The sequence below is a fragment of the Hyunsoonleella jejuensis genome, from assembly GCF_900111025.1.
GTDB lineage: Bacteria > Bacteroidota > Bacteroidia > Flavobacteriales > Flavobacteriaceae > Jejuia > Jejuia jejuensis.
In genome coordinates this window covers 1389754-1416706 of record NZ_FOFN01000001.1, presented here as the reverse complement: position 1 = coordinate 1416706, position 26953 = coordinate 1389754, and the positions used below count along the sequence as shown (strand labels likewise).

21 protein-coding genes and 5 tRNA genes are annotated in these 26953 nt (G+C 35.5%); 2 read left to right on the top strand and 24 right to left on the bottom strand.

Annotated elements, in window-relative coordinates; translation table 11 throughout:
• Nucleotides 1–59: 59 nt before the first annotated feature.
• A complete protein-coding gene (locus BMY39_RS06135) occupies nucleotides 60–1724 on the bottom strand; it encodes a sulfatase family protein (protein ID WP_092577167.1) in 1665 nt (554 codons plus the stop codon).
• A 166-nt stretch (nucleotides 1725–1890) separates the two neighbouring features.
• Between BMY39_RS06135 and BMY39_RS06130 the strand changes: the two genes are divergently transcribed.
• Together BMY39_RS06130 and BMY39_RS06125 are read left to right on the top strand one after the other, a co-directional pair.
• Nucleotides 1891–2895: a glycoside hydrolase family 5 protein gene (locus BMY39_RS06130; RefSeq protein WP_092577163.1), complete on the top strand. Its 1005-nt coding sequence runs from the start codon at nucleotides 1891–1893 to the stop codon at nucleotides 2893–2895.
• Nucleotides 2896–3052: 157 nt separating this feature from the next.
• Nucleotides 3053–5683: a T9SS type A sorting domain-containing protein gene (locus BMY39_RS06125; RefSeq protein WP_092577160.1), complete on the top strand. Its 2631-nt coding sequence runs from the start codon at nucleotides 3053–3055 to the stop codon at nucleotides 5681–5683.
• Nucleotides 5684–5921: 238 nt separating this feature from the next.
• On the opposite strand, the gene BMY39_RS06120 is transcribed toward BMY39_RS06125, so the two are convergent.
• The 23 genes from BMY39_RS06120 to BMY39_RS06010 form a co-directional block, all read right to left on the bottom strand.
• Nucleotides 5922–6239, bottom strand: a complete 318-nt coding sequence (locus BMY39_RS06120) for a DUF3467 domain-containing protein (protein ID WP_092577157.1) — start codon at nucleotides 6237–6239, stop codon at nucleotides 5922–5924.
• An 87-nt stretch (nucleotides 6240–6326) separates the two neighbouring features.
• Entirely contained in the window at nucleotides 6327–10628 is a 4302-nt protein-coding gene (gene rpoC, locus BMY39_RS06115; protein ID WP_092577154.1) for a DNA-directed RNA polymerase subunit beta', read from the bottom strand.
• Between the two features lie 32 nt (nucleotides 10629–10660).
• Nucleotides 10661–14473 carry a DNA-directed RNA polymerase subunit beta gene (rpoB, locus tag BMY39_RS06110; protein WP_092577151.1) on the bottom strand — a complete coding sequence of 1271 codons (3813 nt, stop codon included), beginning with the start codon at nucleotides 14471–14473 and terminating at the stop codon, nucleotides 10661–10663.
• Between the two features lie 194 nt (nucleotides 14474–14667).
• Nucleotides 14668–15048 (bottom strand): 50S ribosomal protein L7/L12, encoded by a 381-nt coding sequence (gene rplL / locus BMY39_RS06105; protein WP_092577148.1) that lies wholly within the window; start codon nucleotides 15046–15048, stop codon nucleotides 14668–14670.
• Between the two features lie 63 nt (nucleotides 15049–15111).
• Nucleotides 15112–15633 carry a 50S ribosomal protein L10 gene (gene rplJ / locus BMY39_RS06100; RefSeq protein WP_092577145.1) on the bottom strand — a complete coding sequence of 174 codons (522 nt, stop codon included), beginning with the start codon at nucleotides 15631–15633 and terminating at the stop codon, nucleotides 15112–15114.
• A gap of 20 nt (nucleotides 15634–15653) precedes the next feature.
• A complete protein-coding gene (gene rplA, locus BMY39_RS06095) occupies nucleotides 15654–16343 on the bottom strand; it encodes a 50S ribosomal protein L1 (RefSeq protein ID WP_092577142.1) in 690 nt (229 codons plus the stop codon).
• Nucleotides 16344–16363: 20 nt separating this feature from the next.
• Nucleotides 16364–16801 (bottom strand): 50S ribosomal protein L11, encoded by a 438-nt coding sequence (gene rplK / locus BMY39_RS06090; RefSeq protein ID WP_092577137.1) that lies wholly within the window; start codon nucleotides 16799–16801, stop codon nucleotides 16364–16366.
• A 67-nt stretch (nucleotides 16802–16868) separates the two neighbouring features.
• Entirely contained in the window at nucleotides 16869–17423 is a 555-nt protein-coding gene (nusG, locus tag BMY39_RS06085; RefSeq protein ID WP_092577130.1) for a transcription termination/antitermination protein NusG, read from the bottom strand.
• An 11-nt stretch (nucleotides 17424–17434) separates the two neighbouring features.
• Nucleotides 17435–17629 (bottom strand): preprotein translocase subunit SecE, encoded by a 195-nt coding sequence (secE, locus tag BMY39_RS06080; RefSeq protein ID WP_092577128.1) that lies wholly within the window; start codon nucleotides 17627–17629, stop codon nucleotides 17435–17437.
• Nucleotides 17630–17696: 67 nt separating this feature from the next.
• Nucleotides 17697–17769: transfer RNA gene (locus BMY39_RS06075), tRNA-Trp, on the bottom strand.
• Nucleotides 17770–17839: 70 nt separating this feature from the next.
• Nucleotides 17840–19027: an elongation factor Tu gene (tuf, locus tag BMY39_RS06070; RefSeq protein WP_092577124.1), complete on the bottom strand. Its 1188-nt coding sequence runs from the start codon at nucleotides 19025–19027 to the stop codon at nucleotides 17840–17842.
• Between the two features lie 60 nt (nucleotides 19028–19087).
• Nucleotides 19088–19159 (bottom strand) — tRNA-Thr (locus tag BMY39_RS06065).
• Between the two features lie 72 nt (nucleotides 19160–19231).
• A tRNA-Gly gene (locus BMY39_RS06060) sits at nucleotides 19232–19304 on the bottom strand.
• A 145-nt stretch (nucleotides 19305–19449) separates the two neighbouring features.
• A tRNA-Tyr gene (locus BMY39_RS06055) sits at nucleotides 19450–19532 on the bottom strand.
• A 47-nt stretch (nucleotides 19533–19579) separates the two neighbouring features.
• Nucleotides 19580–19653 (bottom strand) — tRNA-Thr (locus tag BMY39_RS06050).
• Nucleotides 19654–19753: 100 nt separating this feature from the next.
• On the bottom strand, nucleotides 19754–20056 hold the full coding sequence (hpf, locus tag BMY39_RS06045; RefSeq protein ID WP_092577121.1) for a ribosome hibernation-promoting factor, HPF/YfiA family: 303 nt from the start codon (nucleotides 20054–20056) through the stop codon (nucleotides 19754–19756).
• A gap of 114 nt (nucleotides 20057–20170) precedes the next feature.
• Complete coding sequence (locus tag BMY39_RS06040) at nucleotides 20171–21061, bottom strand: tyrosine-type recombinase/integrase (protein ID WP_092577118.1); 891 nt, start codon at nucleotides 21059–21061, stop codon at nucleotides 20171–20173.
• Nucleotides 21062–21175: 114 nt separating this feature from the next.
• The gene (gene rpsU, locus BMY39_RS06035; protein ID WP_092577116.1) at nucleotides 21176–21370 is read right to left on the bottom strand and encodes a 30S ribosomal protein S21; all 195 of its coding nucleotides are present in this window, start codon (nucleotides 21368–21370) and stop codon (nucleotides 21176–21178) included.
• A gap of 101 nt (nucleotides 21371–21471) precedes the next feature.
• A complete protein-coding gene (locus BMY39_RS06030; RefSeq protein WP_092577113.1) occupies nucleotides 21472–22641 on the bottom strand; it encodes an acyl-CoA dehydrogenase family protein in 1170 nt (389 codons plus the stop codon).
• Between the two features lie 70 nt (nucleotides 22642–22711).
• Nucleotides 22712–23590: a ComEA family DNA-binding protein gene (locus tag BMY39_RS06025; RefSeq protein WP_092577110.1), complete on the bottom strand. Its 879-nt coding sequence runs from the start codon at nucleotides 23588–23590 to the stop codon at nucleotides 22712–22714.
• 7 nt (nucleotides 23591–23597) lie between these two features.
• Nucleotides 23598–25298 (bottom strand): alanine/glycine:cation symporter family protein, encoded by a 1701-nt coding sequence (locus BMY39_RS06020; protein WP_092577107.1) that lies wholly within the window; start codon nucleotides 25296–25298, stop codon nucleotides 23598–23600.
• Nucleotides 25299–25397: 99 nt separating this feature from the next.
• Nucleotides 25398–26432 (bottom strand): potassium channel family protein, encoded by a 1035-nt coding sequence (locus tag BMY39_RS06015; protein ID WP_092577100.1) that lies wholly within the window; start codon nucleotides 26430–26432, stop codon nucleotides 25398–25400.
• Between the two features lie 3 nt (nucleotides 26433–26435).
• Entirely contained in the window at nucleotides 26436–26663 is a 228-nt protein-coding gene (locus BMY39_RS06010; protein ID WP_092577097.1) for a PspC domain-containing protein, read from the bottom strand.
• Nucleotides 26664–26953: the final 290 nt, after the last annotated feature.

The window sequence follows — 26953 nt, the reverse complement described above, 5'->3', positions numbered from 1 at the left end:
GTAAATAGTCAAAACCCTTATAAAACATATAGTCTCAAACAACTCTAAGCAATTTGCTCTTATAAATTGAACTTACCAGGTAATGATTTGGTATAGTCATTTAGTTCGTTTTTTAGCTCCTTAAGAATTTCAGAATATTTAGGATTATCTATCAAATTGTTTTGCTCTTCAGGATCATTTTTCAAATCGTATAATTGGTCTGGTGATGAAAAATTAGGATGGTTAACATACGCATTATGCTCTGCACCTCCACCACCTGGAACCATTTCTAATTGACCATATGGTGCATTGGGATCATTAGATATGGCATGCTCGCCAAAAGACTCCCTAAATGCTGTATATTTTTGAAGAGTGTCCTTACGTTGCTCAAAAGTAAACTCTGTAGCCCATTTGGGGTACCGCACAGCATAGTATTTAAAACCATCTTTCACCACTGCTCTAGCATAGCCTAATTCATGATAGAAAGACGTTCTACCTTGGTAAGCCTTTGCTTCTAGTGCAGGCTTAAAGCTTTTACCATCAAATTTATCGAGATTAGTTTTATCTCCCGCAAAATCTAATAATGTTGGTAAAAAATCTACGTTTGAAACAGGCGCTTCTAAAACATTACCTACTTCAAAGCCTCCCTTTTTCCAAATGAACGCTTGCGAGTTTACGCCTCCTTCATATAAAGTACCTTTATAATCTTGACCATGGTCGTTAAAGAATACTACAATTGTATTGTCTAGTACACCTTCTTCTTCTAGCTTCTTAAACAATGCACCAACAGCATCATCTAGCCATAACAAATTTTCACGGTCTTTTCCTTGGTACCCTGCTTCCTTAATTCTCTTTTTGAGCGATTCTACGGGTGGTTGTGGTAAAACGGTAGGCGCTTTATCTAAGATACCTCTTGGTGTAATTCTCCTATCTGCTTTCCAAGACAACTCTGGTTTAAGCGGTGCATGCGGCAAAGTAGAAGCAATGTATAACATAAAAGGCTCGTTACTATACTTATCTATAAACTCTACACCTCCTTCTGCAATCCAATCCATGTTTTGATAAGCCAAGGCTCTAATGCCTAACCAATTAGGGTTATTATGATATAATTTATCCGCATAATCAAAGCCAGATCTTTTAATGTCCTTTTGCAATTCATTATATCTATATTCTAAACCCTCCTTTACTTTCGGGTCTGTTGGATCCGCATCTAGTTCTGGTTTTTCGCCACCATCACCCACCTGCGATAAGCTTTCGATTATATGATTTTTACCTACAAAACCTGTTTTATAGCCTAAATCTTGAAAATAAGTACCCATTGTTGGCTGTCCTGGAACAATGTAGGAGTTCCATTGTATTACCGTTTGACCGTCATTTTTTTCCGTAAAGCCAATAAAAGCCTCGTTTGTAGCTCTACTAGCATAATTACCTGTTAGTACATTATATCGGCTTGGTGTACAAACAGGAGATACTACTTTCATGTTGTCTAACCAAACACCTTCTTTCGCTAAGCGGTCTAAACTAGGCGTAAGATTTAAAGGCTTACCATCTTCAGATTGTCCTTGTGGTATGTTATTAAACATCCACGGATACATGTCATCAGCTATAAAGAAAACAACATTAGGTTTTGTAATCTCGCTACTATCATTTTTATCGGCTACCCCTTTACCTTTGTCTGTTTTACAGGTGTAAATAAGTGAAACAATTAATAGGAGAATTATTGGCTTTAAAACAAAAACTTTCATAGATAAATAGATATTAATGTAATGGTATAAAAGTATTTCTAATATAAGATACAAGGGTTTCACTAACATCGTAAAAGGTTTAGATATTGTCAAAATACTATTTAGCCTCAAAAAGAGACCCTTAAAACCTTTAAATTTGTTTTGAGCCATATATTAATCTTTCCCTATGCGAATTTTTATTTTCATCACTTTACTTTTATCTAGTTGTAATTCTAAAAAGAATACGATATCTAATTTTTCTTCTGAAACACGCACAGTGGTGTCTAAAAATGGCAACTTATCTGTAGAAGGCAATCGCATTGTTAACTCAAAAGGAGAAGTGGTAAGTTTTGCAGGTAATAGTTTATTTTGGTCAAATGATTACTATAAAGGTAATGGTTTCTACAACAGAGAGGTTGTAGAATGGCTAAGAGATGACTGGAACGCAACTATTATAAGGATACCAATGACTGCAGACCCAGATATTCAAGATAGTTATCTTTATGATCCTACAACAAATGAAAACAAGCTAACGGCTGTTGTTGATGCTGCCATTGCATTGGGTTTGTATGTTATTATTGACTGGCATAGTCATAGCGCCGAAGAAACTACTAATGAAGCTATTACATTTTTTGAAAAAATGGCAAGCAAATACGGTAAATATCCAAATGTTATCTACGAAATCTATAACGAACCTTTAAAAGTTTCCTGGGATAATACTATAAAACCCTACGCTGAAAAAGTAATTGCTGCCATTCGAAAGATTGATCCCGATAACATCATAGTGGTTGGTACGCCGCATTGGTCTCAAGATGTAGACATTGCTTCCAATAATCCAATTACAGGATATACAAACATTGCTTACACACTTCATTTTTATTCTGGTTCACATAAGGAATGGTTAATAAATAAAGCTGAAAAAGCACTAGAGAATGGAATTGCACTAATTGTAACTGAATGGGGCTGCGTGGATGCAGATGGCAATGGAAATGTAGATGCTACATCTACTAAGCTCTGGATGGACTTTATGAGAATACACAATCTTACACACTGCAATTGGTCTATCAATGATAAAGATGAGGGAGCTTCTGCCCTAAAACCAGGTTCTAGCATTGATGGTGGCTGGAGCGCTGATGACTTGACTGAATCTGGAAAACTAGCAAAATATTATATAAAAAATTGGAGCGAGTAGCTTCTTTTTAATATTGATAGTTATCTAACCTTTTAGGAGAATTAGAAAACCAGTAGTATCAGTACAAAAATTAAATTTGCCTATGTTTTACTGAACATCCAGATAATCAGTAGATTATTTAAATACTGTAATTTAAAAATCATTAAAAAACAATTGTATGAAAAAGATTTACCGAATTTGCTTAGTGTTTTCAATATTCATAATTGGGAACTCTTTTGCACAGACACTTCCAACCAATATTAGTTTTGATACTAACACCTGGACAGAAGTTGGCTCTGGTATTTCCCGTGTTGGCAATCAGTACACATTAACGTCAAAAAATAACAAAGTATATTTAGATGTAAACGTGGCAAATACCTATACCGATGTTTACGTAACAGCCGAAATTGAAATTAATAATATTGTTCTAGGTGACAGGGTGTTTGAGGCGCCAAGAATAAAAATTTACGAAGGGGGAACCAATAGTATTGTTGTTGCTGAAAACTTAGATAAGCACCCAGAGGGGACTTTTGAAAAGACGGGTATTGCTGTTAGGAAATACAACAACAAAGGATTAACTTCTTTGCGTATTGAATTTACATTACAAAACGTTACAGGACAAATGATTATCAAAAATCCTGAAATTACAAACATACAGCCAGCAATGGCTTTTTCGTTTCCCTTTAATGTGCCCGCAAGCCCAATCTATACTTTAGATATAGATACTAACAGCAAACACAATTTTAATAACGATCTGCTATCAACAAATTCACACTTTAGGTTTATGGAAAATCAAGGAGGCTACACTTGGAGCTCTCCTGAAACTAGCCAAATTATTAATGACTGGTTTCCACAAACTAACTTCAGATTTCCTGGAGGTACCGTAGGGAATTACTATAATTATCTTACCGATGGTTATTATCCTGATGGCACCAATGGGGTTGATGTGAAAAATTATAGTTCCTCTTTTACTTTTGGCTATTCAGGGTATAAAACTGTTTTAAATAATACCGGTGCATCTGCAACTTTAATGTTTAATACGCTTATTGATTCTCCAACAGACTCAAAGAACAGATATCAATCTAGACTAAATGATGGCATGAATGTTAAGTGGGTTGAGTTAGGAAACGAAAACTTTTTCTCAGACCAACAAGGAGGCAATAACATTAGAGATGTCAACTCTTATATTAGTCACACTACTGATGTGATTACACAATTAAAAACAGTAAATCCCAATGTTAAGGCGGCAGTATGCCTTGAAAAAGATTATTATTTTACAGGTAGCTGGAATAATACCATAAAAAACCATATTGACACTGTGGATGATTATTTTGATGCGGCCACCGTTCATTTTTATAATAATTCCAACTCTTTTCTCTACAGCGGCTCTACGGTTTATAAAATGATGACGTCGTATAAGGTAGTGGAAGAACGTGTTTCAAAATTCAGTACTAATTTCCCTGGAAAATCGGCTCTAATAACAGAATGGGGTGTTTTAACAGACGATATGCCCGTAAATTTCACACAAACACTTGCGAGTGCCGACGTGTTTTTGGCGTTAGAAAAAGGAAATGTTCAAGGGGTAGTGGAACAAGCTGGAATTCATATGTTATGGAAAAACAACACCTATTCTGAATCTACTTTAGCCTTTTTAGACGGCGGGCAAATGAAGTTATCGGCTTTGGGTGTAATGTACGCCTCTTTGTTTGATGTTTTTAAAAATAATGAGGTTTATGATGCATACAGTAACGGTCCGGATATAGAAACTGGCTTACAAGGTATGTATGCTAAAGCGGTTAATACAGGAACTGAGTATAAAATTTTTGCAGTAAACAAATTGCCTGTAGCATCCACATTAAACTTCTCTATGGATGGTGTAGCTTATGATGGTAATTATACCATCCAAACGTTTAATGAAGATATTACTAGTGAATTGACTTCACCCTACACGGATAAAACAAGTCCGTGGAGCTCAAGCACACAATCTACTTCAACAGGAAGTTTTAGCATTCCTGCATACAGTATTAGTGTTATTACTATTACATATATAGATTGTGATGCATCGGAAGCTAATATAATAGCTAACGGAAGTGCAGAATGTTATTTATCTGATGGCAATTGGACGAGTGTTATTTCTGGTTCTACCGATGCAGAAGCAACCTTTTCGGATGAGGGTTCTATGATTTTTGAAGGTAACAATGCTTTTAAAATTTCAACTACAAAAACCAATACGCTAGCTGCACCAAAATTAGGAGACGTGCAATTGCAAAACACAACGTACGATGGTGACTTTAATGGAAAAACCGTTACTATTGATGCTTATGTAAAATCAGATAATGCATCGCAGGTAGGCATTCAATTGAAAATAGATAAAACTGCTGGTGGTTCAGATTTCGTTGGGATTTATCCGACAACTACCTCTGCGTACACAAAATATACGTTTACCACGAATATTACAGAGAGTACGACCGGAATAACGTTAAGGCTATTAACAGGTAAGACAGCAGACAACTACTATTTTGATGGTATTAGTGGACAAATCGATACCACGTTAGGCGTTGATGATGAAGCTGTTCAAAATAACGATATTATGGTTTATCCAACTCTAGCGAAAGATTTTGTAACTATAAAATCTAAAACAAAAATTAACAGTATTCAATTATTTAATGCACTTGGTAGCAGAGTAATGGCAGCAGAACCTTCTTCAGATAAGGTAGATGTGTCATCATTTGCAAATGGATTGTACTTTCTAATCATCGAAACTAACAACAATCCTAGTGTAGTTAAAAGGATAGTTATAAATAGATAACCTTCTATTTTAATATAGTGAACAACTTAAAAAGCTGGATAAAAATTTATCCAGCTTTTTTATAGAATATATGTAATGTTTGAATTTAGACTTTGTACAGGACCTTTAAACATTGTAATTCTTATATTTTCAAAGATTTTCTGAAACGAATTTATACCAAAAAAATGTCAAGTATTAAATATCAAACTTAATGTAAGTCAATTAAGCTTTCAATTACTGTTCATTCGAGAACAAAAAATTATGCTTGCCCTGTTGGTCCAAAGTTTAAAGGAATTGGCGGTTGCTCATAATCCTTAATTTCACCGTGGGCATTTTCAAACCTAGCTACATTATCACTCAATGCCTTCAACAATCTTTTAGCATGTTGTGGTGTTAATATAATTCTTGATTTTACTTTGTTTTTTGGCACCCCAGGCATGATGTTAACAAAATCTACTACAAACTCTGAAACAGAATGGTTAATAATTGCTAAATTAGAGTAAGTTCCCTCTGCAACTTTCTCATCTAATTCTATATTGATTTGTCCTTGCTGTTGTTTATTCTTTTCGTCTGCCATAATTTAATACTTTAATAAAAAAAGCCTTCAAGTTACTACACATGAAGGCTTTTATGTTTTAGATTCCTGCCTTCGCAGGAATGACAATTAGTTAAAATTCATCTCTTGCTTTACCTGCATCATTTCGTCAAACTCTTCTTTAGAACCTACAATTATATCGGTATAATTTCTCATACCTGTACCTGCTGGAATTCTATGTCCAACAATTACATTTTCTTTCAATCCTTCTAAAGTATCCACTTTTCCTGCAACTGCTGCTTCATTCAACACTTTTGTTGTTTCCTGGAACGATGCTGCAGAAATAAATGATTTTGTTTGAAGCGAAGCTCTAGTAATACCTTGTAATATAGGTGTTGCCGTTGCTGGTTTCGCATCTCTTGCTTCAACAAGTTTCTTGTCTTCTCTACGTAAAATAGAGTTTTCGTCTCTTAAATCACGAGGTGAAACTATCTGACCTGCTTTTAAGTTAGTAGAATCTCCAGCATCTTCAATTACTTTCATTCCGAAAATTTCATCATTTTCTGATATAAAATCATCTTTATGAGCTAATTGATCTTCTAAGAAAATGGTATCACCAGAATCAATAATTCTAACTTTACGCATCATTTGTCTTACTACAACCTCAAAATGCTTGTCATTAATTTTCACACCTTGTAAACGATATACTTCCTGTACCTCATTCACTAAGTATTGTTGAACCGCAGATGGCCCTTTGATATTAAGAATATCGTTAGGTGTTATAGAACCATCAGATAATGGCATACCAGCTTTTACATAATCATTCTCTTGAACAAGAATTTGATTAGATAATTTTACTAAGTATTTCTTAACCTCACCTAATTTAGACTCAACAATGATTTCACGGTTACCACGCTTAATTTTTCCGAAAGATACTACACCATCAATCTCACTAACTACAGCAGGATTAGATGGGTTACGTGCCTCGAACAACTCTGTTACACGAGGAAGACCACCAGTAATATCACCAGCTTTAGCCGATTTACGAGGTATTTTTACTAAAATTTTACCAACTTTAATCTTTTCACCATCGTCAATCATTAAGTGAGCACCAACTGGTAAGTTGTATGAACGAATCGTTTCTCCTTTACCATCTTCAATATGAAGTGTTGGGATTAACTTTTTATTTCTAGATTCAGAAATTACTTTTTCTTGGAAACCTGTTTGTTCATCTATTTCAACCTGATAGGTTACACCTTGTTCGATGTTCTCATACCTCACTTTACCGGCGAATTCTGAAATGATTACACCGTTATATGGATCCCATTGACAAACCACATCGCCTTTCTTCAATTCTTGACCATTCTCTATGAAAATAGTAGAACCATAAGGAATATTATTTGTACTTAAAGTGATTCCTGTCTTCTTATCAACTAGTTTAATTTCAGATGTACGAGAAATTACGATATCTGCAATATTGCCTTCAGAATCTTCACCTTTTACAGTTTTAAGATCTTCTATTTCAGCAATACCATCAAACTTAACCGCTAATTTATTTTCTTCTGAAATGTTACCAGCAATACCTCCAACGTGGAATGTACGCAAGGTTAACTGTGTACCAGGTTCTCCAATTGACTGCGCTGCAACAACACCTACAGCCTCACCTCTTTGAACCATTTTACCTGTAGCAAGGTTACGTCCGTAACACTTAGCACAAATACCTTTAGTAGCTTCACAACTTAATGGAGAGCGTACTTCTAAAGATTCAATTGGGGAGTCTTCAATAGCCTTAGCAATCTTATCATCTATTAACTCACCTGATGCAACTAATAATTCATCAGTTTGAGGATTATAAGTATCATTCAATGCAACACGCCCAACGATTCTTTCTTCTAAAGTTTCTACAACTTCATCGTTTTTCTTTAATGGCTCAACTTCAACACCTCTTAATGTACCACAGTCTACACTGTTAATGATAACATCTTGAGAAACATCTACTAAACGACGTGTTAAGTAACCTGCATCAGCCGTTTTAAGCGCTGTATCTGCAAGTCCTTTACGTGCACCGTGGGTAGAAATAAAGTATTCTAAAATTGAAAGGCCTTCTTTAAAGTTAGATAAAATCGGGTTTTCAATAATCTCACCACCACCTGCATTAGATTTTTTAGGTTTCGCCATTAATCCACGCATACCTGTAAGCTGACGAATCTGTTCTTTAGATCCACGAGCTCCAGAATCAAGCATCATAAACACCGAGTTAAATCCTTGTTGGTCTTCACGAATACGCTTCATTGACAACTCTGTCAATTCAGCATTGGTGGACGTCCATATATCAATAACCTGATTGTACCGTTCGTTATTTGTGATAAGTCCCATGTTATAGTTTCCGGTAATACCGTCAACTAAACCATTAGCTTTATCAATCATTCCCTGCTTTTCTGGCGGAATAATAATATCACCTAAACTAAAAGATAATCCACCTTGGAATGCAAATTTGAAACCTAAAGTTCTAATCGCATCAAGGAATTCTGCTGTCTCAGGTACAGACGTTACTTTAAGAATACCATGAATAATATCTCTTAAAGACTTTTTAGTTAATACCTGATTGATATATCCTGCTGCTTGTGGTACATGTTGGTTAAATAATACACGACCTACAGTAGTTTCAACAATCATTCTATCTAACTTCCCGTCTTCATTTATATCAATAGTTCTTACTTTGATACCTGCATTTAGATCAACTCTTTTCTCGTTGAAAGCTATTTCTACTTCTTCAGGAGAGTAGAATGTTAAGCCTTCACCTTTAATTGGTAATTCAGGAGTTGATTTACGCTCCTTAGTCATATAATATAAACCAAGTACCATATCCTGAGAAGGAACAGTAACTGGTGAACCATTTGCTGGATTCAAAATATTATGAGATGCCAACATTAATAGTTGACACTCTAAGATTGCCTCTGGTCCTAACGGTAAATGCACCGCCATTTGGTCACCATCAAAATCCGCATTAAATGCAGTACACACTAATGGGTGTAACTGGATTGCTTTTCCTTCGATTAATTTCGGTTGGAAAGCTTGGATACCTAAACGGTGTAACGTTGGCGCACGGTTTAGCAATACTGGATGTCCTTTAAGAACGTTTTCCAAGATATCCCAAACTACTGGCTCTCTTTTGTCTATAATTTTCTTTGCAGATTTTACTGTTTTTACAATACCTCTTTCAATTAGTTTTCTAATAACGAAAGGCTTGTACAATTCAGCTGCCATATTTTTAGGCAATCCACATTCATATAATTTTAATTCTGGACCAACAACAATTACAGAACGTGCAGAATAATCAACCCGCTTACCAAGTAAGTTTTGACGGAAACGCCCTTGCTTACCTTTAAGTGAATCTGATAATGATTTTAATGGTCTGTTAGAATCTGTTTTTACAGCTGATGATTTACGTGTGTTATCAAACAATGAATCTACAGATTCTTGTAACATACGTTTCTCATTACGTAAAATCACCTCTGGTGCTTTTATCTCAACTAACCTTTTTAAACGATTGTTACGAATAATTACACGACGGTATAAATCATTCAAATCAGATGTAGCAAAACGACCACCATCTAACGGCACTAAAGGACGTAATTCTGGCGGAATAATTGGCACAACCTTCATAATCATCCACTCCGGACGATTTTCTCTATTGTTGTTAGATTCACGTAATGCTTCAACAACTTGTAAACGCTTTAAAGCCTCAGTTTTACGTTGTTTTGATGTTTCCGTATTAGCTTTATGACGTAATTCATAAGACAATGCTTCCAAATCGATACGTGCCAATAAATCAATTAAACACTCAGCTCCCATTTTAGCGATAAACTTGTTAGGGTCTGAATCTTCTAAATATTGATTTTCTTGAGGTAATTCTTCAACAATATTTAAGTATTCCTCTTCAGTAAGGAAATCCATTTTTTGTAATGGCTCTCCTTCTTCGTTTTTAGCATCACCAGGTTGGATTACTACGTAACGTTCGTAGTAAATAATCATATCTAATTTCTTAGACGGTAAACCTAATAAATACCCAATCTTGTTTGGTAACGAACGGAAGTACCAAATGTGAGCCACAGGAACAACTAAATTGATGTGCCCTACGCGATCACGACGTACTTTCTTTTCAGTTACTTCAACACCACAACGGTCACATACAATACCTTTGTAGCGAATTCTTTTATACTTTCCACAAGCACATTCATAATCCTTTACAGGACCAAAAATACGCTCACAAAACAAACCATCACGTTCTGGTTTGTGCGTTCGATAATTGATAGTTTCTGGTTTTAAAACTTCACCTCTAGACTCTGCTAAAATAGACTCTGGTGATGCTAAACCAATTGAGATTTTATTAAATCTCTTAACTGTATTTTTATCTTGTTTTCTTGCCATAATATATGGTTGAAATGAATTTAATTAATTAACTACTCCTCTAATCTGATGTCTAAACCTAAACCTTTCAATTCGTGCATTAATACGTTGAAAGATTCTGGTAAACCTGGATCTGGCATTGGTTCACCTTTTACTATACTTTCGTATGTTTTAGCTCTACCAATTACATCATCAGATTTTACAGTTAAGATCTCACGTAAGGTACTTGATGCACCATAAGCTTCAAGTGCCCAAACTTCCATCTCACCAAAACGCTGACCACCAAACTGTGCTTTACCACCAAGCGGTTGTTGCGTAATTAATGAGTACGGTCCGATAGAACGTGCGTGCATTTTATCGTCAACCATATGTCCTAATTTCAGCATGTAAATCACACCAACAGTAGCTGGTTGATCAAAACGATCTCCAGTTCCACCATCATATAAATACGTGTGTCCATATCTTGGAATACCTGCTTCATCAGTTAAGGCATTAATTTGGTCAATATTTGCACCATCAAAAATTGGTGTTGCATATTTTTGACCTAATTTTTGACCTGCCCATCCTAATACAGTTTCATAGATCTGTCCGATGTTCATACGAGACGGTACACCAAGTGGATTTAATACGATATCTACAGGAGTTCCATCTTCTAAGAATGGCATATCTTCTTGACGAACAATACGAGCCACAATACCTTTGTTACCGTGACGTCCTGCCATTTTATCACCTACTTTAAGCTTACGCTTCTTAGCGATGTAAACTTTAGCTAGTTTGATGATACCTGCTGGTAATTCATCACCTACAGAAATGGTAAACTTCTCGCGACGTAAAGCCCCTTGTAAATCATTTTCCTTAATCTTATAGTTATGAATTAACTCAGAAACCAATTGATTAGTATGATCATCAGTCGTCCATTTTCCTGATACTAAATGCGCATAATCATCAACAGCATTCAACATCTTCAAGGTGAATTTTTTACCTTTTGGTAATACTTCTTCACCTAAATCATTAAAGATCCCTTGTGCAGTTTTTCCATTTACAATAGCAAAAAGTTTCTCAACTAAAACTTCTTTTAATTCATCAAACTTTCTGTCGTATTGTGCTTCTAACACTAGAATATCATCCTTATCTTGTGCTCTCTTGCGCTTGTCTTTTACAGCTCTTGCGAATAACTTCTTGTCGATTACAACACCATTTAATGACGGTGAAGCTTTTAAAGAAGCATCTTTTACGTCTCCAGCTTTATCACCAAAGATAGCACGTAATAATTTCTCTTCTGGAGTAGGATCAGATTCACCTTTTGGCGTAATCTTACCAATTAAGATATCACCAGGCTTCACTTCAGCACCAACGCGAATCATACCATGCTCATCTAAGTCTTTGGTAGCCTCTTCAGAAACGTTAGGAATATCATTAGTTAACTCTTCGTTACCCAATTTTGTATCTCTTACTTCAAGAGAATATTCGTCAATATGAATAGATGTGAAAATATCTTCACGTACTACTTTTTCAGAAATTACAATTGCATCCTCAAAGTTATACCCTTTCCAAGGCATGAAGGCTACTTTCATATTTCTACCAAGTGCTAATTCACCTTTTTGAGTTGCATATCCTTCACATAAAACTTGTCCCTTAGTTACTTTATCACCTTTTACAACAATAGGTTTAAGGTTAATAGAAGTACCTTGGTTTGTTTTTCTGAATTTCACTAATGGATAAGATTTGATATCACTATCAAAACTTACTTTAGCTTCATCTTCAGTACGGTCGTATCTAATTTTAATTTCGTTTGCATCAACGTAAAGCACTTCTCCATTGCCTTCAGCATTAATTAATACTCTAGAATCTGACGCTACTTGACGCTCCAAACCTGTACCAACAATAGGAGAATCTACTCTCAATAAAGGCACTGCTTGACGCATCATGTTTGATCCCATCAATGCACGGTTTGCATCATCATGTTCCAAGAAAGGAATTAATGATGCTGAAATCGATGAAATTTGGTTTGGTGCAACATCAGTGTAATGCAAATCGTTAGGATCGATTACTGGGAAGTCACCTTCCATACGAGCAATTACCTTATCATGTAAAATTTTACCCTTATCATCCACTTCGATAGTTGCTTGTGCAATTAGTTTTTCCTCTTCTTCCTCTGCACTTAGATACGTAGGTGCGTTTTTGATATCTACAACACCATCTTCAACTTTTCTGTATGGTGTTTCAATGAATCCCATAGAATTCACTTTCGCATATACTGAAAGTGAAGAAATCAAACCAATATTTGGTCCTTCTGGCGTTTCAATAGGACATAATCGCCCGTAATGCGTATAGTGAACGTCACGTACCTCGAAGCCTGCTCTTTCTCTTGAAAGACCTCCAGGTCCTAAAGCCGATAAACGACGCTTATGCGTAATCTCCGCTAATGGATTGGTTTGATCCATAAACTGAGACAACTGGTTTGTTCCAAAGAATGAGTTAATTACAGAAGATAATGTCTTCGCGTTAATTAAATCTATAGGCGTAAACACCTCGTTATCACGAACGTTCATACGCTCACGAATTGTACGAGCCATACGTGCTAAACCAACACCAAACTGAGAGGATAATTGCTCACCTACTGTACGTACACGACGGTTTGATAAGTGATCAATATCATCAATCTCTGCTTTAGAATTGATTAACTCAATTAAATATTTTATGATAGTAATGATATCTTCCTTGGTCAACACTTGCTTGTCCATTCCAATATCAAGACCTAATTTCTTGTTCATTCTGTAACGACCTACCTCACCTAAAGAGTAACGTTGGTCTGAAAAGAATAACTTGTCTATAATACCACGCGCAGTTTCCTCATCTGGTGGTTCTGCGTTACGTAGTTGTCTATAGATGTGCTCAACAGCCTCTTTTTCAGAGTTTGTTGGATCTTTTTGAAGTGTATTGTGAATAATAGCATAATCTCCTTGCTCATTGCTTTCTTTGTGCAACAAGATGGTTTTTACACCTGCTTCAAGAATTTCTTCAATATTTTCTTTATCAAGAATAGTATCACGATCAAGTACAATCTCGTTACGCTCGATGGATACTACTTCACCTGTATCTTCATCAACAAAATCCTCATGCCAAGTGTTTAATACACGTGCCGCTAGCTTTCGTCCTAAGTATTTCTTTAAACCTGTTTTAGAAACTTTAGCTTCTTCAGCTAAGTCAAAAATCTCTAAAATATCTTTATCGCGCTCGAAACCAATCGCACGGAATAAAGTTGTAACAGGTAATTTTTTCTTTCTATCAATATAGGCATACATTACCTGATTGATATCAGTAGCAAATTCTATCCAAGACCCTTTGAAAGGAATTACCCTTGCTGAATATAATTTTGTACCATTTGCATGGAAAGACTGACCGAAGAACACCCCTGGTGAACGGTGCAACTGAGACACCACAACACGTTCTGCACCATTGATAACAAAAGTACCACTTGGCGTCATGTAAGGTATAGTTCCTAAATAAACATCTTGAACGATGGTTTCGAAATCTTCATGTTCAGGATCTGTACAGTATAACTTTAGCCTTGCTTTTAGCGGAACGCTATACGTTAATCCTCTTTCAATACACTCTTCAATAGCATATCTTGGCGGATCAACAAAGTAATCTAAAAATTCTAATACGAATTGATTACGAGAATCTGTAATTGGAAAGTTTTCCATGAAGGTATTGTATAACCCTTCATCACCTCTTTCTTCAGATTTTGTTTCTAATTGGAAAAAATCCTGGAAGGATTTAATCTGAATATCCAAGAAATCTGGATATTCCGTTCTATTTACAATAGAGGAGAAATTTAATCTTTCAGCTTGTGTTGACAACATCAATGGACGGAATTTTGATTAAAAAATATTTTGATAGTGCTTTTAAACACTAGAGAAACAGCCAAATTTTAAACCTAATAAACAGACTGTTTTTTCAATTTATTTGCGTATATGGTTATATACGCAAAATGGTCTAGGCGATATCCCGCCTTCGCGGGATAAACCTAAACCTTTGTATTGTTGAGTAATTAAGCTTACTTAAGCTCAACCTCTGCTCCTGCCTCTTCTAATTGAGCTTTAAGAGCTTCAGCTTCGTCTTTAGCAACACCTTCTTTAATTGCTGAAGGAGCCTCGTCTACAAGACCTTTAGCTTCTTTTAATCCTAAACCAGTTAATTCCTTAACTAATTTTACAACAGCTAGTTTAGAACCACCAGCGGCTTTAAGGATTACATCAAATTCTGATTTTTCTTCAGCGGCTTCTCCACCACCTGCAGCACCTCCACCAGCAGCTACAGCTACAGCTGCAGCAGCAGGCTCGATACCATACTCATCTTTTAATATAGTAGCTAACTCATTAACTTCTTTTACTGTTAAGTTAACTAATTGTTCTGCGAAATCTTTTAAATCTGCCATTTTTCTATCGTTTTAAAAATGTTTTAATAATAATATAATTGTAAAAAGTGCGTACTTGTTTGTTTATCCTTCTTTTTCGGATAAAGTTTTAATGATACCTGCCAATGTTCCACCACCTGATTTAAGTGCTGAAATAACATTCTTAGCAGGCGATTGTAATAATGTAACAATCTCACCTATCAACTCTTCTCTAGACTTGATATCTACCAACATATCTAACTGGTCATCACCAATGTAAATTGCCTCCTCAATAAAAGCTCCTTTTAGTAAAGGTTTCTCTGATTTTTTTCTAAAAGCTTTAATTACTTTAGCTGGCGCATTACCAGTTTCAGAATACATTACTGAAGTGTTACCTTTTAAAACCGTTGGAAGTTCTCCAAATTCTTTATCTGAAGCCTCCATTGCTTTTTCAAGTAATGTATTCTTAACCACTGCCATACTAACGTTTGCCTTAAAACAAGCACGACGTAAGTCTGAAGTAGAACCTGCATTTAATCCTGAAATATCTGCTAAGTATATATTAGCGTTATCGGTTAATTGTGCAGTTAAGTCTTGAATTACTTGCGATTTTTCTTCTCTTGTCATAATAAAAGTTATTTAACTAATTAACCAATTTTAGGATCTATTGCAACACTAGGACTCATGGTTGAAGACATGAAAATGCTCTTCACATAAGTACCCTTTGCAGTAGTTGGTTTTAATTTTAGTAATGTTTGTAATAATTCATTTGCGTTACCCGCAATTTTATCAGCACTAAATGATGCTTTACCAATAGCTGCGTGTACAATACCAGTTTTATCAACTTTAAAGTCAATTTTACCAGCTTTAACTTCGCTAACCGCTTTTGCAACATCCATAGTCACTGTACCAGTTTTTGGGTTAGGCATTAAACCACGAGGACCTAATACACGTCCTAAAGGACCCAATTTACCCATTACACTTGGCATAGTAATAATAACATCAACGTCTGTCCAGCCACCTTTAATTTTATCAAGGTATTCATCTAAACCTACGTAATCAGCTCCTGCTTCTTTAGCCTCGGCTTCTTTATCTGGTGTTACTAATGCTAATACTTTCATGTCTTTACCAGTACCATGAGGAAGAGATACAACACCTCTTACCATTTGATTTGCTTTTCTAGGATCTACTCCTAAACGCACTGCTAAATCAACAGATGCATCAAATTTAGTATTGGTAATTTCTTTGATTAATGCAGACGCTTCATCAACAGAATACAGTTTTCCCTTTTCTATTTTCGCTAAAGCCTCTTTTTGCTTTTTTGTTAATCTTGCCATTTTCTAATGTCTTTAATAGATTAAGAAGGGAATTTCCCTGTTACAGTGATTCCCATTGATCTTGCAGTTCCAGCAACCATTTTCATAGCAGACTCAACAGTAAATGCATTCAAATCCTGCATTTTGTCTTCCGCAATGGTTTTAACTTGGTCCCAAGACACTTTAGCTACTTTTTTTCGGTTTGGTTCGCCTGAACCCTTTTTCACCTTGGCCGCTTCTAATAATTGTACTGCAGCTGGTGGCGTCTTGATTACGAAATCGAAAGACTTGTCCTTGTAAACACTAATAACAACAGGTAATACTTTACCTGCTTTATCTTGAGTTCTAGCATTAAATTGCTTACAGAACTCCATAATGTTTACTCCAGCAGCACCTAGAGCGGGTCCAACCGGTGGCGATGGATTCGCAGCACCTCCCCTAACTTGTAGCTTAACTACTTTACCTAACTCTTTTGCCATGTTTTAAAATTTAAATTTGATAAGATTAGTTTGGAAGCTCTAAACTTATCTGGATATGTAACAATTATTAAATTTTCTCTACTTGCATATAACTTAATTCCAATGGTGTTTTTCTTCCGAAAATCTTGACCATCACTTCAAGCTTGCGCTTTTCTTCATTTATGTTTTCGATAGTACCATCAAATCCGTTGAATGGACCATCAATTACTTTAACAGTTTCTCCTTTAGTAAATGGAATTGCCACATGAACATTATCGTCAACGGCCAATTCATCCACCTTACCTAGCATTCTGTTCACTTCAGATTGTCTCAATGGCACAGGGTCTCCACCTTTTGTTTCTCCCAAGAAACCAATTACATTAGTTATTCCTTTAATGATGTGAGGCACCTCTCCAGTTAAATTCGCTTGAATCATAATATATCCTGGGAAAAATACTTTTTCCTTTTGGATTTTTTTTCCATTACGAATTTGTATTACCTTTTCGGTAGGTACTAAAACTTGATCAACATAATCTTGCAAACCTAATCGAGCAATTTCATTCTCGATATATGTTTTGATTTTGTTTTCCTGACCACTTACAGCTCTAACAACGTACCACTTTTTTTCACTTACTTCAGACATAAAAAACCCTTTTATTTAATTAAATCAAAGTAAGCCGTTATCACCTTGCTGAAAACTGTATCTACTCCCCAAATTGCTAAGGAGAATATAATTGAAAACACAGCTACTAAAACTGTTAAACTTTGCGCCTCTGCCCATGAAGGCCATGTCACATTATTTTTAAGTTCACCGAACGATTCTTTTACGTATGTTACAATTCCAGCCATTTAATTTCTTTTTTCTAGGAATTACATCCTATTTTAACTATTGAGTATATCTACCCGATTTTATTAGCACGGGTTGAGAGACTCGAACTCCCGACACCTGGTTTTGGAGACCAGTGCTCTACCAACTGAGCTAAACCCGTAAATATAAGTCAAAAGGCATCACGCCGCTGGCGTGATACCTTGAGTTCTTATTTTATATTAAACTAGTGTTTAGTCTAAAATCTCAGTTACCTGACCTGCACCAACTGTTCTACCTCCTTCACGGATAGCGAAACGTAAACCTACGTTCATAGCAATTGGTTGAATTAACTCAACAGTAATAGTTAAGTTATCTCCAGGCATTACCATTTCAACTCCATCAGGAAGCGCAATGTTTCCAGTAACGTCAGTTGTACGAACGTAGAACTGAGGACGGTAGTTATTATGGAATGGAGTGTGACGTCCACCTTCTTCTTTTTTAAGGATATAAACCTCTGCTTTGAATTTAGCATGCGGTGTTACAGAACCTGGTTTAGTGATAACCATACCTCTTGAGATTTGAGTTTTCTCAATACCTCTTAATAAAATACCAGCGTTATCTCCAGCTTCTCCTCTATCTAATATTTGACGGAACATCTCAATACCAGTGATAGTAGAAGTTAATTTTTCAGCTCCCATACCAATGATTTCTACAGGATCTCCTGTATTAGCTACACCAGTCTCAATTCTACCAGTAGCAACAGTACCACGACCTGTAATAGAGAACACATCTTCAATAGGCATTAAGAAAGGCTTATCCATATCACGAACTGGCTCTTCAATCCAAGTATCACATGCTTCCATCAATTCCATTACAGTATCTACCCATTTTTGCTCACCGTTAAGTGCACCTAAAGCAGAACCTGACACAACTGGCCCGTTATCTCCATCATACTCATAGAAGTTTAATAAATCTCTTACCTCCATATCAACAAGCTCTAAAAGCTCTTCATCATCCACCATATCAACTTTGTTTAAGAAAACAACGATACGAGGAATACCTACCTGACGACCTAAAAGGATGTGCTCACGTGTTTGTGGCATCGGACCATCAGTTGCAGCAACAACTAATATAGCTCCATCCATTTGAGCAGCACCAGTTACCATGTTCTTTACATAATCCGCGTGACCTGGACAGTCAACGTGGGCATAGTGACGATTTGCTGTTTGATATTCTACGTGTGAAGTATTAATTGTGATACCTCTTTCTTTCTCTTCTGGAGCGTTATCAATTTGATCGAATGATCTTGCCTCTGAAAAACCTGCATCAGCTAATACTTTAGTAATAGCAGCAGTTAAAGTTGTTTTACCGTGATCTACGTGTCCAATAGTACCAATGTTTAAGTGTGGTTTTGAACGATCGAAAGTTGCCTTTGCCATGTTTTAAATAATTTAAATCTTAGTTATATAATAATATTAGTGTACTCTATTTAATTTTTGAGCCAACGACGGGATTTGAACCCGTGGCCTCTTCCTTACCAAGGAAACGCTCTACCCCTGAGCTACGTCGGCAATTCATTTACGATTGCCGATTTCTGATTCACGATTTGCACTCGTACATCGTAACTCGTAAATGGTTTTTCGAGCGGGAGACCGGGTTCGAACCGGCGACATTCAGCTTGGAAGGCTGACGCTCTACCAACTGAGCTACTCCCGCGTTTTGCAAACTTTAGTTTGCTTGGTTTTATTTTAGGATTATCTCGCTATGCTCGATGATCCTGTTCGGGGTACCCCGAACATAAAATTTTATAAAAAAGCCTTACAAAAGCGAACTTTTGACGACTTTATGATAAAATTTTAAGTGGGAAGAGCAGGATTCGAACCTGCGAAGGTGAAAACCAACAGATTTACAGTCTGTCCTCGTTGGCCGCTTGAGTATCTTCCCAATTAATTTTCAATATTTTAAAGAACTAAATTCTTTGCTTTTTTTTGAGCCGATAGAGGGACTCGAACCCACGACCTGCTGATTACAAATCAGCTGCTCTAGCCAGCTGAGCTATATCGGCGTTTTTTACATTTTTCCACATAAAAAAAGCCCGCTATTTCTAACGGACTGCAAATGTATAGATATTTTTAATTATTCAAAACATTTTTTCAAAAAATTTATTAGGAATGTGCTCTTAATTTCTCCTTGCGCTTTTTTAACTGCCTTTCTAAGGATGCAACTGCACTATCTGCACCTTCTTCAAAGCTTTTACATTGTTTTTTCACAATAAAACTATCTCCAGGAACACTTACCCTAGCTTCAAAAATCTTATTTTCTTTATCACTCGTGTTTTCAACCTTTAAATATACATCAGATTTTATAACCTTATCATAATACATATCTAATTTATCCATACGTCTTTGAATAAAATCAATAAGTTTTCTATCTGCATTAAAATTAATGGATTGTGTGTTTACTTTCATATGGTTTAAGATTTTAAAATAGAAATAATGAATTTGCTACTTACATTAATAAGATACAATGAAAAGCATTTATCATAACTTAACTATTTTCGGTTAGACAAAAATTTAAAAGCATCATTTTTTACTTCTGGGATGTGCTTTTAAATGTACTTTTTTAAGTTCGGCTATACTATTATGTGTATAAACCTGTGTAGCTGCCAAACTTGTATGACCAAGAAGCTCTTTAACAGCATTTAAATCTGCTCCTTGATTTAGCAAATGTGTCGCAAAGGAATGTCTTAATATATGCGGACTCTTTTTTACCTTCGAAGAAGCCTGACTAAAATAATCATTTATAATTCTGTAAACAAGTGTTTCATATATTTTAACGCCTTTTTTCGTTATAATGAGATGACCTGTGTCTTTGATTACTGCTAAACCAGCACGCTCTTTCAAATAACGCTTTAGAGTGCTCCTTACTGAATTTAACAACGGCACAATGCGTTCCTTATTTCTTTTTCCGAGAACTTTAATAGTCTTATTGTTAATATCAATGCTTGACAGTTTTAGCTCTACGAGTTCAATGCGGCGGATACCTGTTGAATAAAATAATTCTATAATAAGTTTATCACGCAGACCTTCAAAAGAATTATCAAAATTAAAATCACCCAAAACCGTTTTAATTTCTTGTTCTGAAAATGGTATTTGAACTTTTTTACTGGTTTTTAATGCCTTGTGTTTGGCTAATGGGTTTTGTTTAATGTCTCCTACTTTTAATAGGAATTTATAATAGGTATTTAAAGATGATATTTTACGGTTAATACTTCTGTTGGTTATACCTGCTTCTACTAAACTAACAATCCAACTTCGTATTTGAGAATAGTTAACCTTTTTTATTGCTTTCGAATGATATTCTGTTGCTATAAAATTTTGAAACGCGTCTAAATCAGACTGGTATGCCTTTACCGTAAGCTTAGAATAGTTTTTCTCTAAAAGCAAATAATCTGTAAAAGCACTGAAAGTCATTTTTTATTAAAAGTTTTAAGTGGAATATACAATTTATTTGTTTTATCGGTGATTAAAGTAAGGCAAAAAAAAATCCCGCATATAGCGGGATTATAGTTTATTTATTGGAGCAGCTTAAACGTCTTCAGCGTCTCTAAGTTTTTGAATGTACTGCGCTTTTTGAATTTGCGCTCTGCGCGCCACAGAAGGCTTTGTATATTGCTTTCTTGTTTGTAAAGCGCGCTTTCTTCCAGTTCTATCGAACTTTCTTTTGTAACGCTTTAAAGCTCTATCTATATTTTCTCCTTCTTTTATTGGAACTATCAACATAGGTCTTAACCTCCTCTCTTTTAAAATTTTTCGGATGCAAATATAAAAAGTAATTTAGATTTTACAATTAACAACTTTTATTTTTTTTGGAAAAGTAAAAACTATTTGGTAGCTGGTCGATATTCCTTTTTATCAATTATGATTTTAGCGATAATTTCTCGAAGAATTTCTGAAGTTCCACCGCCAATTGGCCCCAATCTGCTATCTCTAAATAATCTTGCCATCGGATATTCTTCCATATAGCCATAACCACCTAAAAATTGCAAGCACTGATAAATGACCTCGTCAGCCATTTTAGTAGATCTCAATTTAGAAATCGTCGCCTCTTTTACGACGTACTCACCTTTATCTAATGCATTTGCTACAGAGTAGTTGTACATTTTGTTAATTTCCATATCCGCATACAAATCGGCTATCTTGTGCCTTAAGGCTTGAAACTTATCTATAGTTTTACCAAATGCAGTACGCTCGCTCATATATTGCATGGCATACTCTAAAGCATATTCTGCCCGTGCATGTGCATTAATACCCATAATTAAACGCTCCAAAGCAAAATGTTGCATAATGTAAGCGAACCCTTTGTTTTCCTCGCCCATTAAATTACTGGCAGGAATAGTGACTTCATCAAACGCAATTTCACCTGTATCTGAAGCATTCCAACCTAATTTATCAAGCTTTGTTGCAGATAAACCTATAGTATCTCTATCTACAAGAAACAGACTAATTCCTTTATTTCCTAATTCTGGTGTTGTTTTGGCAGCTACTATTAAATAGTCACTGTATACACCATTAGTAATAAATGTTTTAGACCCGTTTATAACATATGTATCGCCTTTTTTTACAGCTGCGGTGCGCATTCCAGCAACGTCACTCCCTCCAAAAGGTTCTGTAATACACAAACAGCCAATTTTTTCTCCTGTTACACTTGGCGCAAGATACTTTTGCTTTATAGCTTCGTCACCCTCGGCATTTAAATGCGTCATAGCCAAGTATACATGCGCCCAAACGGCTGCAGCAAATCCACCAGAATTAATTTTTTGAAGTTCTTCCAGTAAAATTACAGTGTAGAATAAATCTAAATCTAATCCGCCGTAAGCTTCTGGATAATTAATACCGAAGAACCCCATTTCACCGAACTTTAACCAAACAGCTTTATCTATTTCTCCAGATTTTTCCCAATCATCAATGTGAGGCACTACCTCTTTTCTAAGAAAATCTTGTAAACTTTTTCTAAAGAGATGATGCTCTTCAGTAAAATACATACTCGTCATACATGCAATTTTTTGATAAACATTAAAACTCTGCTTGGTTTGTTAGGATAGGAAATTTTAATGCACTCATTTATTGAATTTGCAAAGATAATTTAATTATCTCTAATTTGTTTGTGGGAAAGTCTTTTACTTTTGATAATTCATCTAAAGCTTTAAACCTCTCGTTTAGGTTGCGGTATTCTATTATATTATAGGCAATTTCGTAATCTATATGTTGAATACTGACTAAATCGTCTGCCGAAGCCGTATTCAAGTTAATCTTTGAAATTTTTCTTGGTGTTTTTACCGTGAATTGTTCTGTTATTTTTGAAATGACTTCTGGTGATAACCCATAAACTTCTTCTAATTGCACATCGGCAATAAAACCACCGTTAAATTTATCTCTATAGATTGTAATACGCTCTGACAGTGTCTTTCCAACACCATTAACGCGCTGTAGCTCTATTGCTGTAGCTTTGTTTAAATCCTTTTTTTGAGCAAAGGTTTTAGCCCTATTATTATATGAATCTGTATTTACTTTTTGCTGTTCAGGGTTTGATACCCATTCCGGAAATTTAAAATATGGTGATATTTCAGCCAATAAACTATCTGAAACTTTCGTGACTTCTTGAAATTGTTTTATAGAATTTATCCATTTATTTTGTTTGCGAAAAGCTAATAAACGGTCAATTTCCTCATTGCTCATTCCTAATGCTGAACCTTTATAATCGGTAATATAATTTGGATTGAAAGGATATATTTTAGGTTTATTGTCTTCGATTTTGGCTCGCCTTAGAGAATCAATTTCAGCTTTATATATTTTTAGTTCAGTCTCATCAGCAACAACATCACCAGAAGAAAAGTCCACAAAAAAGTATATGCACTGCAGCACAACGATAATTAATAATAATAAAAAAATCCCATTTCGTTGTTCTTTAGTGAATACAAAATGGGATTTAAAATTGTTCATTTTTTATTTAATCTTGAAGAGCCTCTCTCTTAAGCTTTATAGCATCGGTATAACGTTTTAACTGCTTTCTAACTACTGGTGTTAACAAGTACAGACCTACCATATTAGGAAATACCATTGCAAAAATCATGGCATCGGAAAAATCCCAAATAGATTTCATACTTGCGGCTGCCCCAACAACTACGAACGTTAAAAACAATACTTTATAAACAAGGTCTGCTCTTTTTCCTCTACCAAAAAGGAACTTCCAAGATTGCAATCCGTAATAGCTCCATGATATCATAGTAGAAATGGCAAATAAAAATACTGCAATTGTAAGAAACACATCAGAGAAAGGTATATATTCTGCGAAAGCCTTGGCTGTAATTCCTGCACCTTCATAAGCAACTCCATCAATTAATACAGCGCCTAAGCCATCACCGCCATATTGAAAATAACCTCCAAAATTAAATATGATAATCACTAAAGCCGTCATGGTACATATTACTACTGTGTCTATAAATGGCTCTAGTAGCGCTACCAATCCTTCAGAAGCAGAGTATTTTGTTTTCACCGCTGAGTGGGCAATAGAAGCTGAACCTGCACCAGCCTCGTTAGAAAAAGCAGCTCTTTTAAATCCTACCAATAACACACCGATGAACCCTCCTACGCCAATAGCTTTCGGATTGAAAGCTTCACTAACAATTAATCCAATAGCATCATCGATTAAACTGAAATTTCCAAAAATAATATAAAGACAACATAAAATATACATAAGTGCCATAAACGGTACAATCTTTTCCGTAACCGATGCGATTCTCTTAATACCCCCGATAATAATAATACCTACAATTAAGGCTATTACTAATCCAATTACAGTTCCTGCCATAGTACTTTCTAGCCCTAAAAGCTCCTTAACTACAATAGTTGCTTGGTTGGACTGTGCAGCATTTCCACCTCCAAAAGAACCACCAACGCAAAAAATAGCGAATAAAATTGCTGCAATTTTACCCAAAGTCTTTAGCCCTTTTTCCTTGAGCCCCTTGGTAAGGTAATACATAGGACCACCATAAACTGTACCGTCGGCTCCTACATCCCTGTAATGAACACCTAAGGTACATTCTACGAACTTAGTGGACATACCTAAAAGCCCACAAACAACCATCCAAAAAGTAGCACCTGGCCCTCCAAGAGCGATAGCTAAGGCAACTCCAGCAATATTTCCGTTGCCAACCGTTCCAGATACCGCAGTGGCCAATGCCTGAAAGTGAGAAACCTCGCCATCAGAACTTTCATCTCTTATAGTGTCCTTTATATCCCCATCTATTTCTAGATCGCTATGAATACTTTCTATATTCTCTATGTGTTCTTCAATATCATCTACTGTGTTAAGATCTACACCCTGTGCTATACCTTCTTCTCCATAAAGCACTTTTGCTCCATGCTTTTCAATATCTTCATATTTGCCTCTAACTACATTAATGGCTGTCCAGAAATGTCTAATATTCGGAAATTTAAAATATAGCGTAAAAAAAGCCGCACTGAATACCAATAATATTAAAACAAATGGTACACCGCCTATAGTAAAAAAGATAATATTCGAGAAAAAATCAGAAACAGGTTTAAACGCTTCATCTATTTGTTGATCTATGCCCTTGTTGCCCGATTCTTGAGCAAACATAAAAAATGGCACAATCGTAGTGAATATTGAAAGAAGGTACTTCTTCATAAGTGCTTTAATTAATTAGTTTTATTGAAAAATAAATATAAGAAGTCAGCAAGATGCTAAAAAAAAATCGTTTTTTAAAACATATTACGCTAAATGTAGTTATTCTTCGAACTCAATATCGTATTCAGAATTAAGTTCTTCTATTTGCTCTGGTCGCCCTAATACAATTATCTTTGAATTTGGCGCAAGGTGTAATTCTGCTTCCGGGTTTACTGTATATTCTCCGTTTTCATCTTTATACCCTATAACGGTACATCCTGTTTTCTTCCTTAAATCTAAATCTTTTATGGTTCTAGCTTTCTTTATGTTGCCATTAAACAGTTTTTCTACGGCTACTTCTTCAATATTGATATTAGAGTCCCCTACAATAGAAAGATTATCAATAAATTCCATTAAACCAGGAACAACTACTAAGGATGCCATATGGTCTCCTCCAATCATATCTGGCAAAATCACATTATTGGCACCGGCAAATTTTAACTTTTCGTACGACGACTCTTGAGACGCTCTGCTAATAATATTTATTTTACTGTTTAATTGCCTAGTTGAAAGTACTACAAACAAATTATCGGCATCGCTAGGAAGAGCCGATATAAAACTAGAAGCTCTATCTACCCCTGCTAAAAGCAACGTTTCATCTTCATTAGCATTACCGATAACGTAAGGCACGCCGTCATGTTTTAAACGTTCTTCAACTTCTTTATTTCTCTCAATCACTACAAACGATTTATTGTGCGCTTGCAGCTTTCTAGCAGCTTGTTTGCCATTTCTCCCGTAACCGCAAATAACTACATGATTATTAAAACCATCTATTTTCTTTTGCATTTTTTTGTGTTTTAATTCTTCAATATCATTTTTACTTAAAATATATTCTGTTATTATTGATAATGCATAACCTACGATAATTACACTTGCCAAAATCAAGAATATAGTGAATATTTTAGATTGGTCGTCTAAAGGTACTACTTCGCTAAAACCAACCGTTGTCATGGTAATAACCGTCATATACAGAGCATCAACCCAAGAATAATCTGAGATAAAACGGTAGCCAAAAACACCAACCAGCATAATAAATACCAAGAGCATCAATGCTGTGTAAATTCTAGATCTAAAAAGGCGTACAATAGGATTCATAGGCTATAAATCGAAAACTGAGGAACGTTTGGTATAAACTAAATCTTTAATGCGCATCCAAAATGCCAAAAACATATATAATGCAAAACCAAAACCAATGGTTACAAAAGTTATGTACATAAACGATGTGCGTACTACCTTGGCACGAATACCAAACCTATCTGCGATGCGCTGGCAAACATGATAACCACGCTTTTGCAAAAACAATAAAATTCGATAAAACATATTCATAGGCGCAAGTTAGTCTATAGTTTATTCTTTTAAAAGTTTAGCTCACTAAAAGTTTGTTTCCAATGGCGCATTTTAGGCATTTATTTTTATCGCAATACTCATTTTTTAGCTGAATTAACGCTTGCGATTGCAACGCATGCTTCGATATGTTTTTTAATGAATTGAACCTATCTGAAATACTATTCTTTTCTGAGGGTAATGTTTTCACCAATTTTAAAATTTGACCTTCTACTTGTTTTCCTTGAAGCTTAGCATAACTGAATTTCACAGGGATAATCGTATTAATAATC

Bases quoted from the DNA above. Each gene is read 5' to 3' on its own strand.
- BMY39_RS06135 (WP_092577167.1), bottom strand. From the start codon at position 1,724: ATGAAAGTTTTTGTTTTAAAGCCAATAATTCTCCTATTAATTGTTTCA.
- BMY39_RS06130 (WP_092577163.1), top strand. From the start codon at position 1,891: ATGCGAATTTTTATTTTCATCACTTTACTTTTATCTAGTTGTAATTCT.
- BMY39_RS06125 (WP_092577160.1), top strand. From the start codon at position 3,053: ATGAAAAAGATTTACCGAATTTGCTTAGTGTTTTCAATATTCATAATT.
- BMY39_RS06120 (WP_092577157.1), bottom strand. From the start codon at position 6,239: ATGGCAGACGAAAAGAATAAACAACAGCAAGGACAAATCAATATAGAA.
- rpoC (WP_092577154.1), bottom strand. From the start codon at position 10,628: ATGGCAAGAAAACAAGATAAAAATACAGTTAAGAGATTTAATAAAATC.
- rpoB (WP_092577151.1), bottom strand. From the start codon at position 14,473: ATGTTGTCAACACAAGCTGAAAGATTAAATTTCTCCTCTATTGTAAAT.
- rplL (WP_092577148.1), bottom strand. From the start codon at position 15,048: ATGGCAGATTTAAAAGATTTCGCAGAACAATTAGTTAACTTAACAGTA.
- rplJ (WP_092577145.1), bottom strand. From the start codon at position 15,633: ATGACAAGAGAAGAAAAATCGCAAGTAATTCAAGACTTAACTGCACAA.
- rplA (WP_092577142.1), bottom strand. From the start codon at position 16,343: ATGGCAAGATTAACAAAAAAGCAAAAAGAGGCTTTAGCGAAAATAGAA.
- rplK (WP_092577137.1), bottom strand. From the start codon at position 16,801: ATGGCAAAAGAGTTAGGTAAAGTAGTTAAGCTACAAGTTAGGGGAGGT.
- nusG (WP_092577130.1), bottom strand. From the start codon at position 17,423: ATGTCTGAAGTAAGTGAAAAAAAGTGGTACGTTGTTAGAGCTGTAAGT.
- secE (WP_092577128.1), bottom strand. From the start codon at position 17,629: ATGGCTGGAATTGTAACATACGTAAAAGAATCGTTCGGTGAACTTAAA.
- tuf (WP_092577124.1), bottom strand. From the start codon at position 19,027: ATGGCAAAGGCAACTTTCGATCGTTCAAAACCACACTTAAACATTGGT.
- hpf (WP_092577121.1), bottom strand. From the start codon at position 20,056: ATGAAAGTAAACACACAATCCATTAATTTTAATGCAGATAGAAAACTT.
- BMY39_RS06040 (WP_092577118.1), bottom strand. From the start codon at position 21,061: ATGACTTTCAGTGCTTTTACAGATTATTTGCTTTTAGAGAAAAACTAT.
- rpsU (WP_092577116.1), bottom strand. From the start codon at position 21,370: ATGTTGATAGTTCCAATAAAAGAAGGAGAAAATATAGATAGAGCTTTA.
- BMY39_RS06030 (WP_092577113.1), bottom strand. From the start codon at position 22,641: ATGACGAGTATGTATTTTACTGAAGAGCATCATCTCTTTAGAAAAAGT.
- BMY39_RS06025 (WP_092577110.1), bottom strand. From the start codon at position 23,590: ATGAACAATTTTAAATCCCATTTTGTATTCACTAAAGAACAACGAAAT.
- BMY39_RS06020 (WP_092577107.1), bottom strand. From the start codon at position 25,298: ATGAAGAAGTACCTTCTTTCAATATTCACTACGATTGTGCCATTTTTT.
- BMY39_RS06015 (WP_092577100.1), bottom strand. From the start codon at position 26,432: ATGAATCCTATTGTACGCCTTTTTAGATCTAGAATTTACACAGCATTG.
- BMY39_RS06010 (WP_092577097.1), bottom strand. From the start codon at position 26,663: ATGAATATGTTTTATCGAATTTTATTGTTTTTGCAAAAGCGTGGTTAT.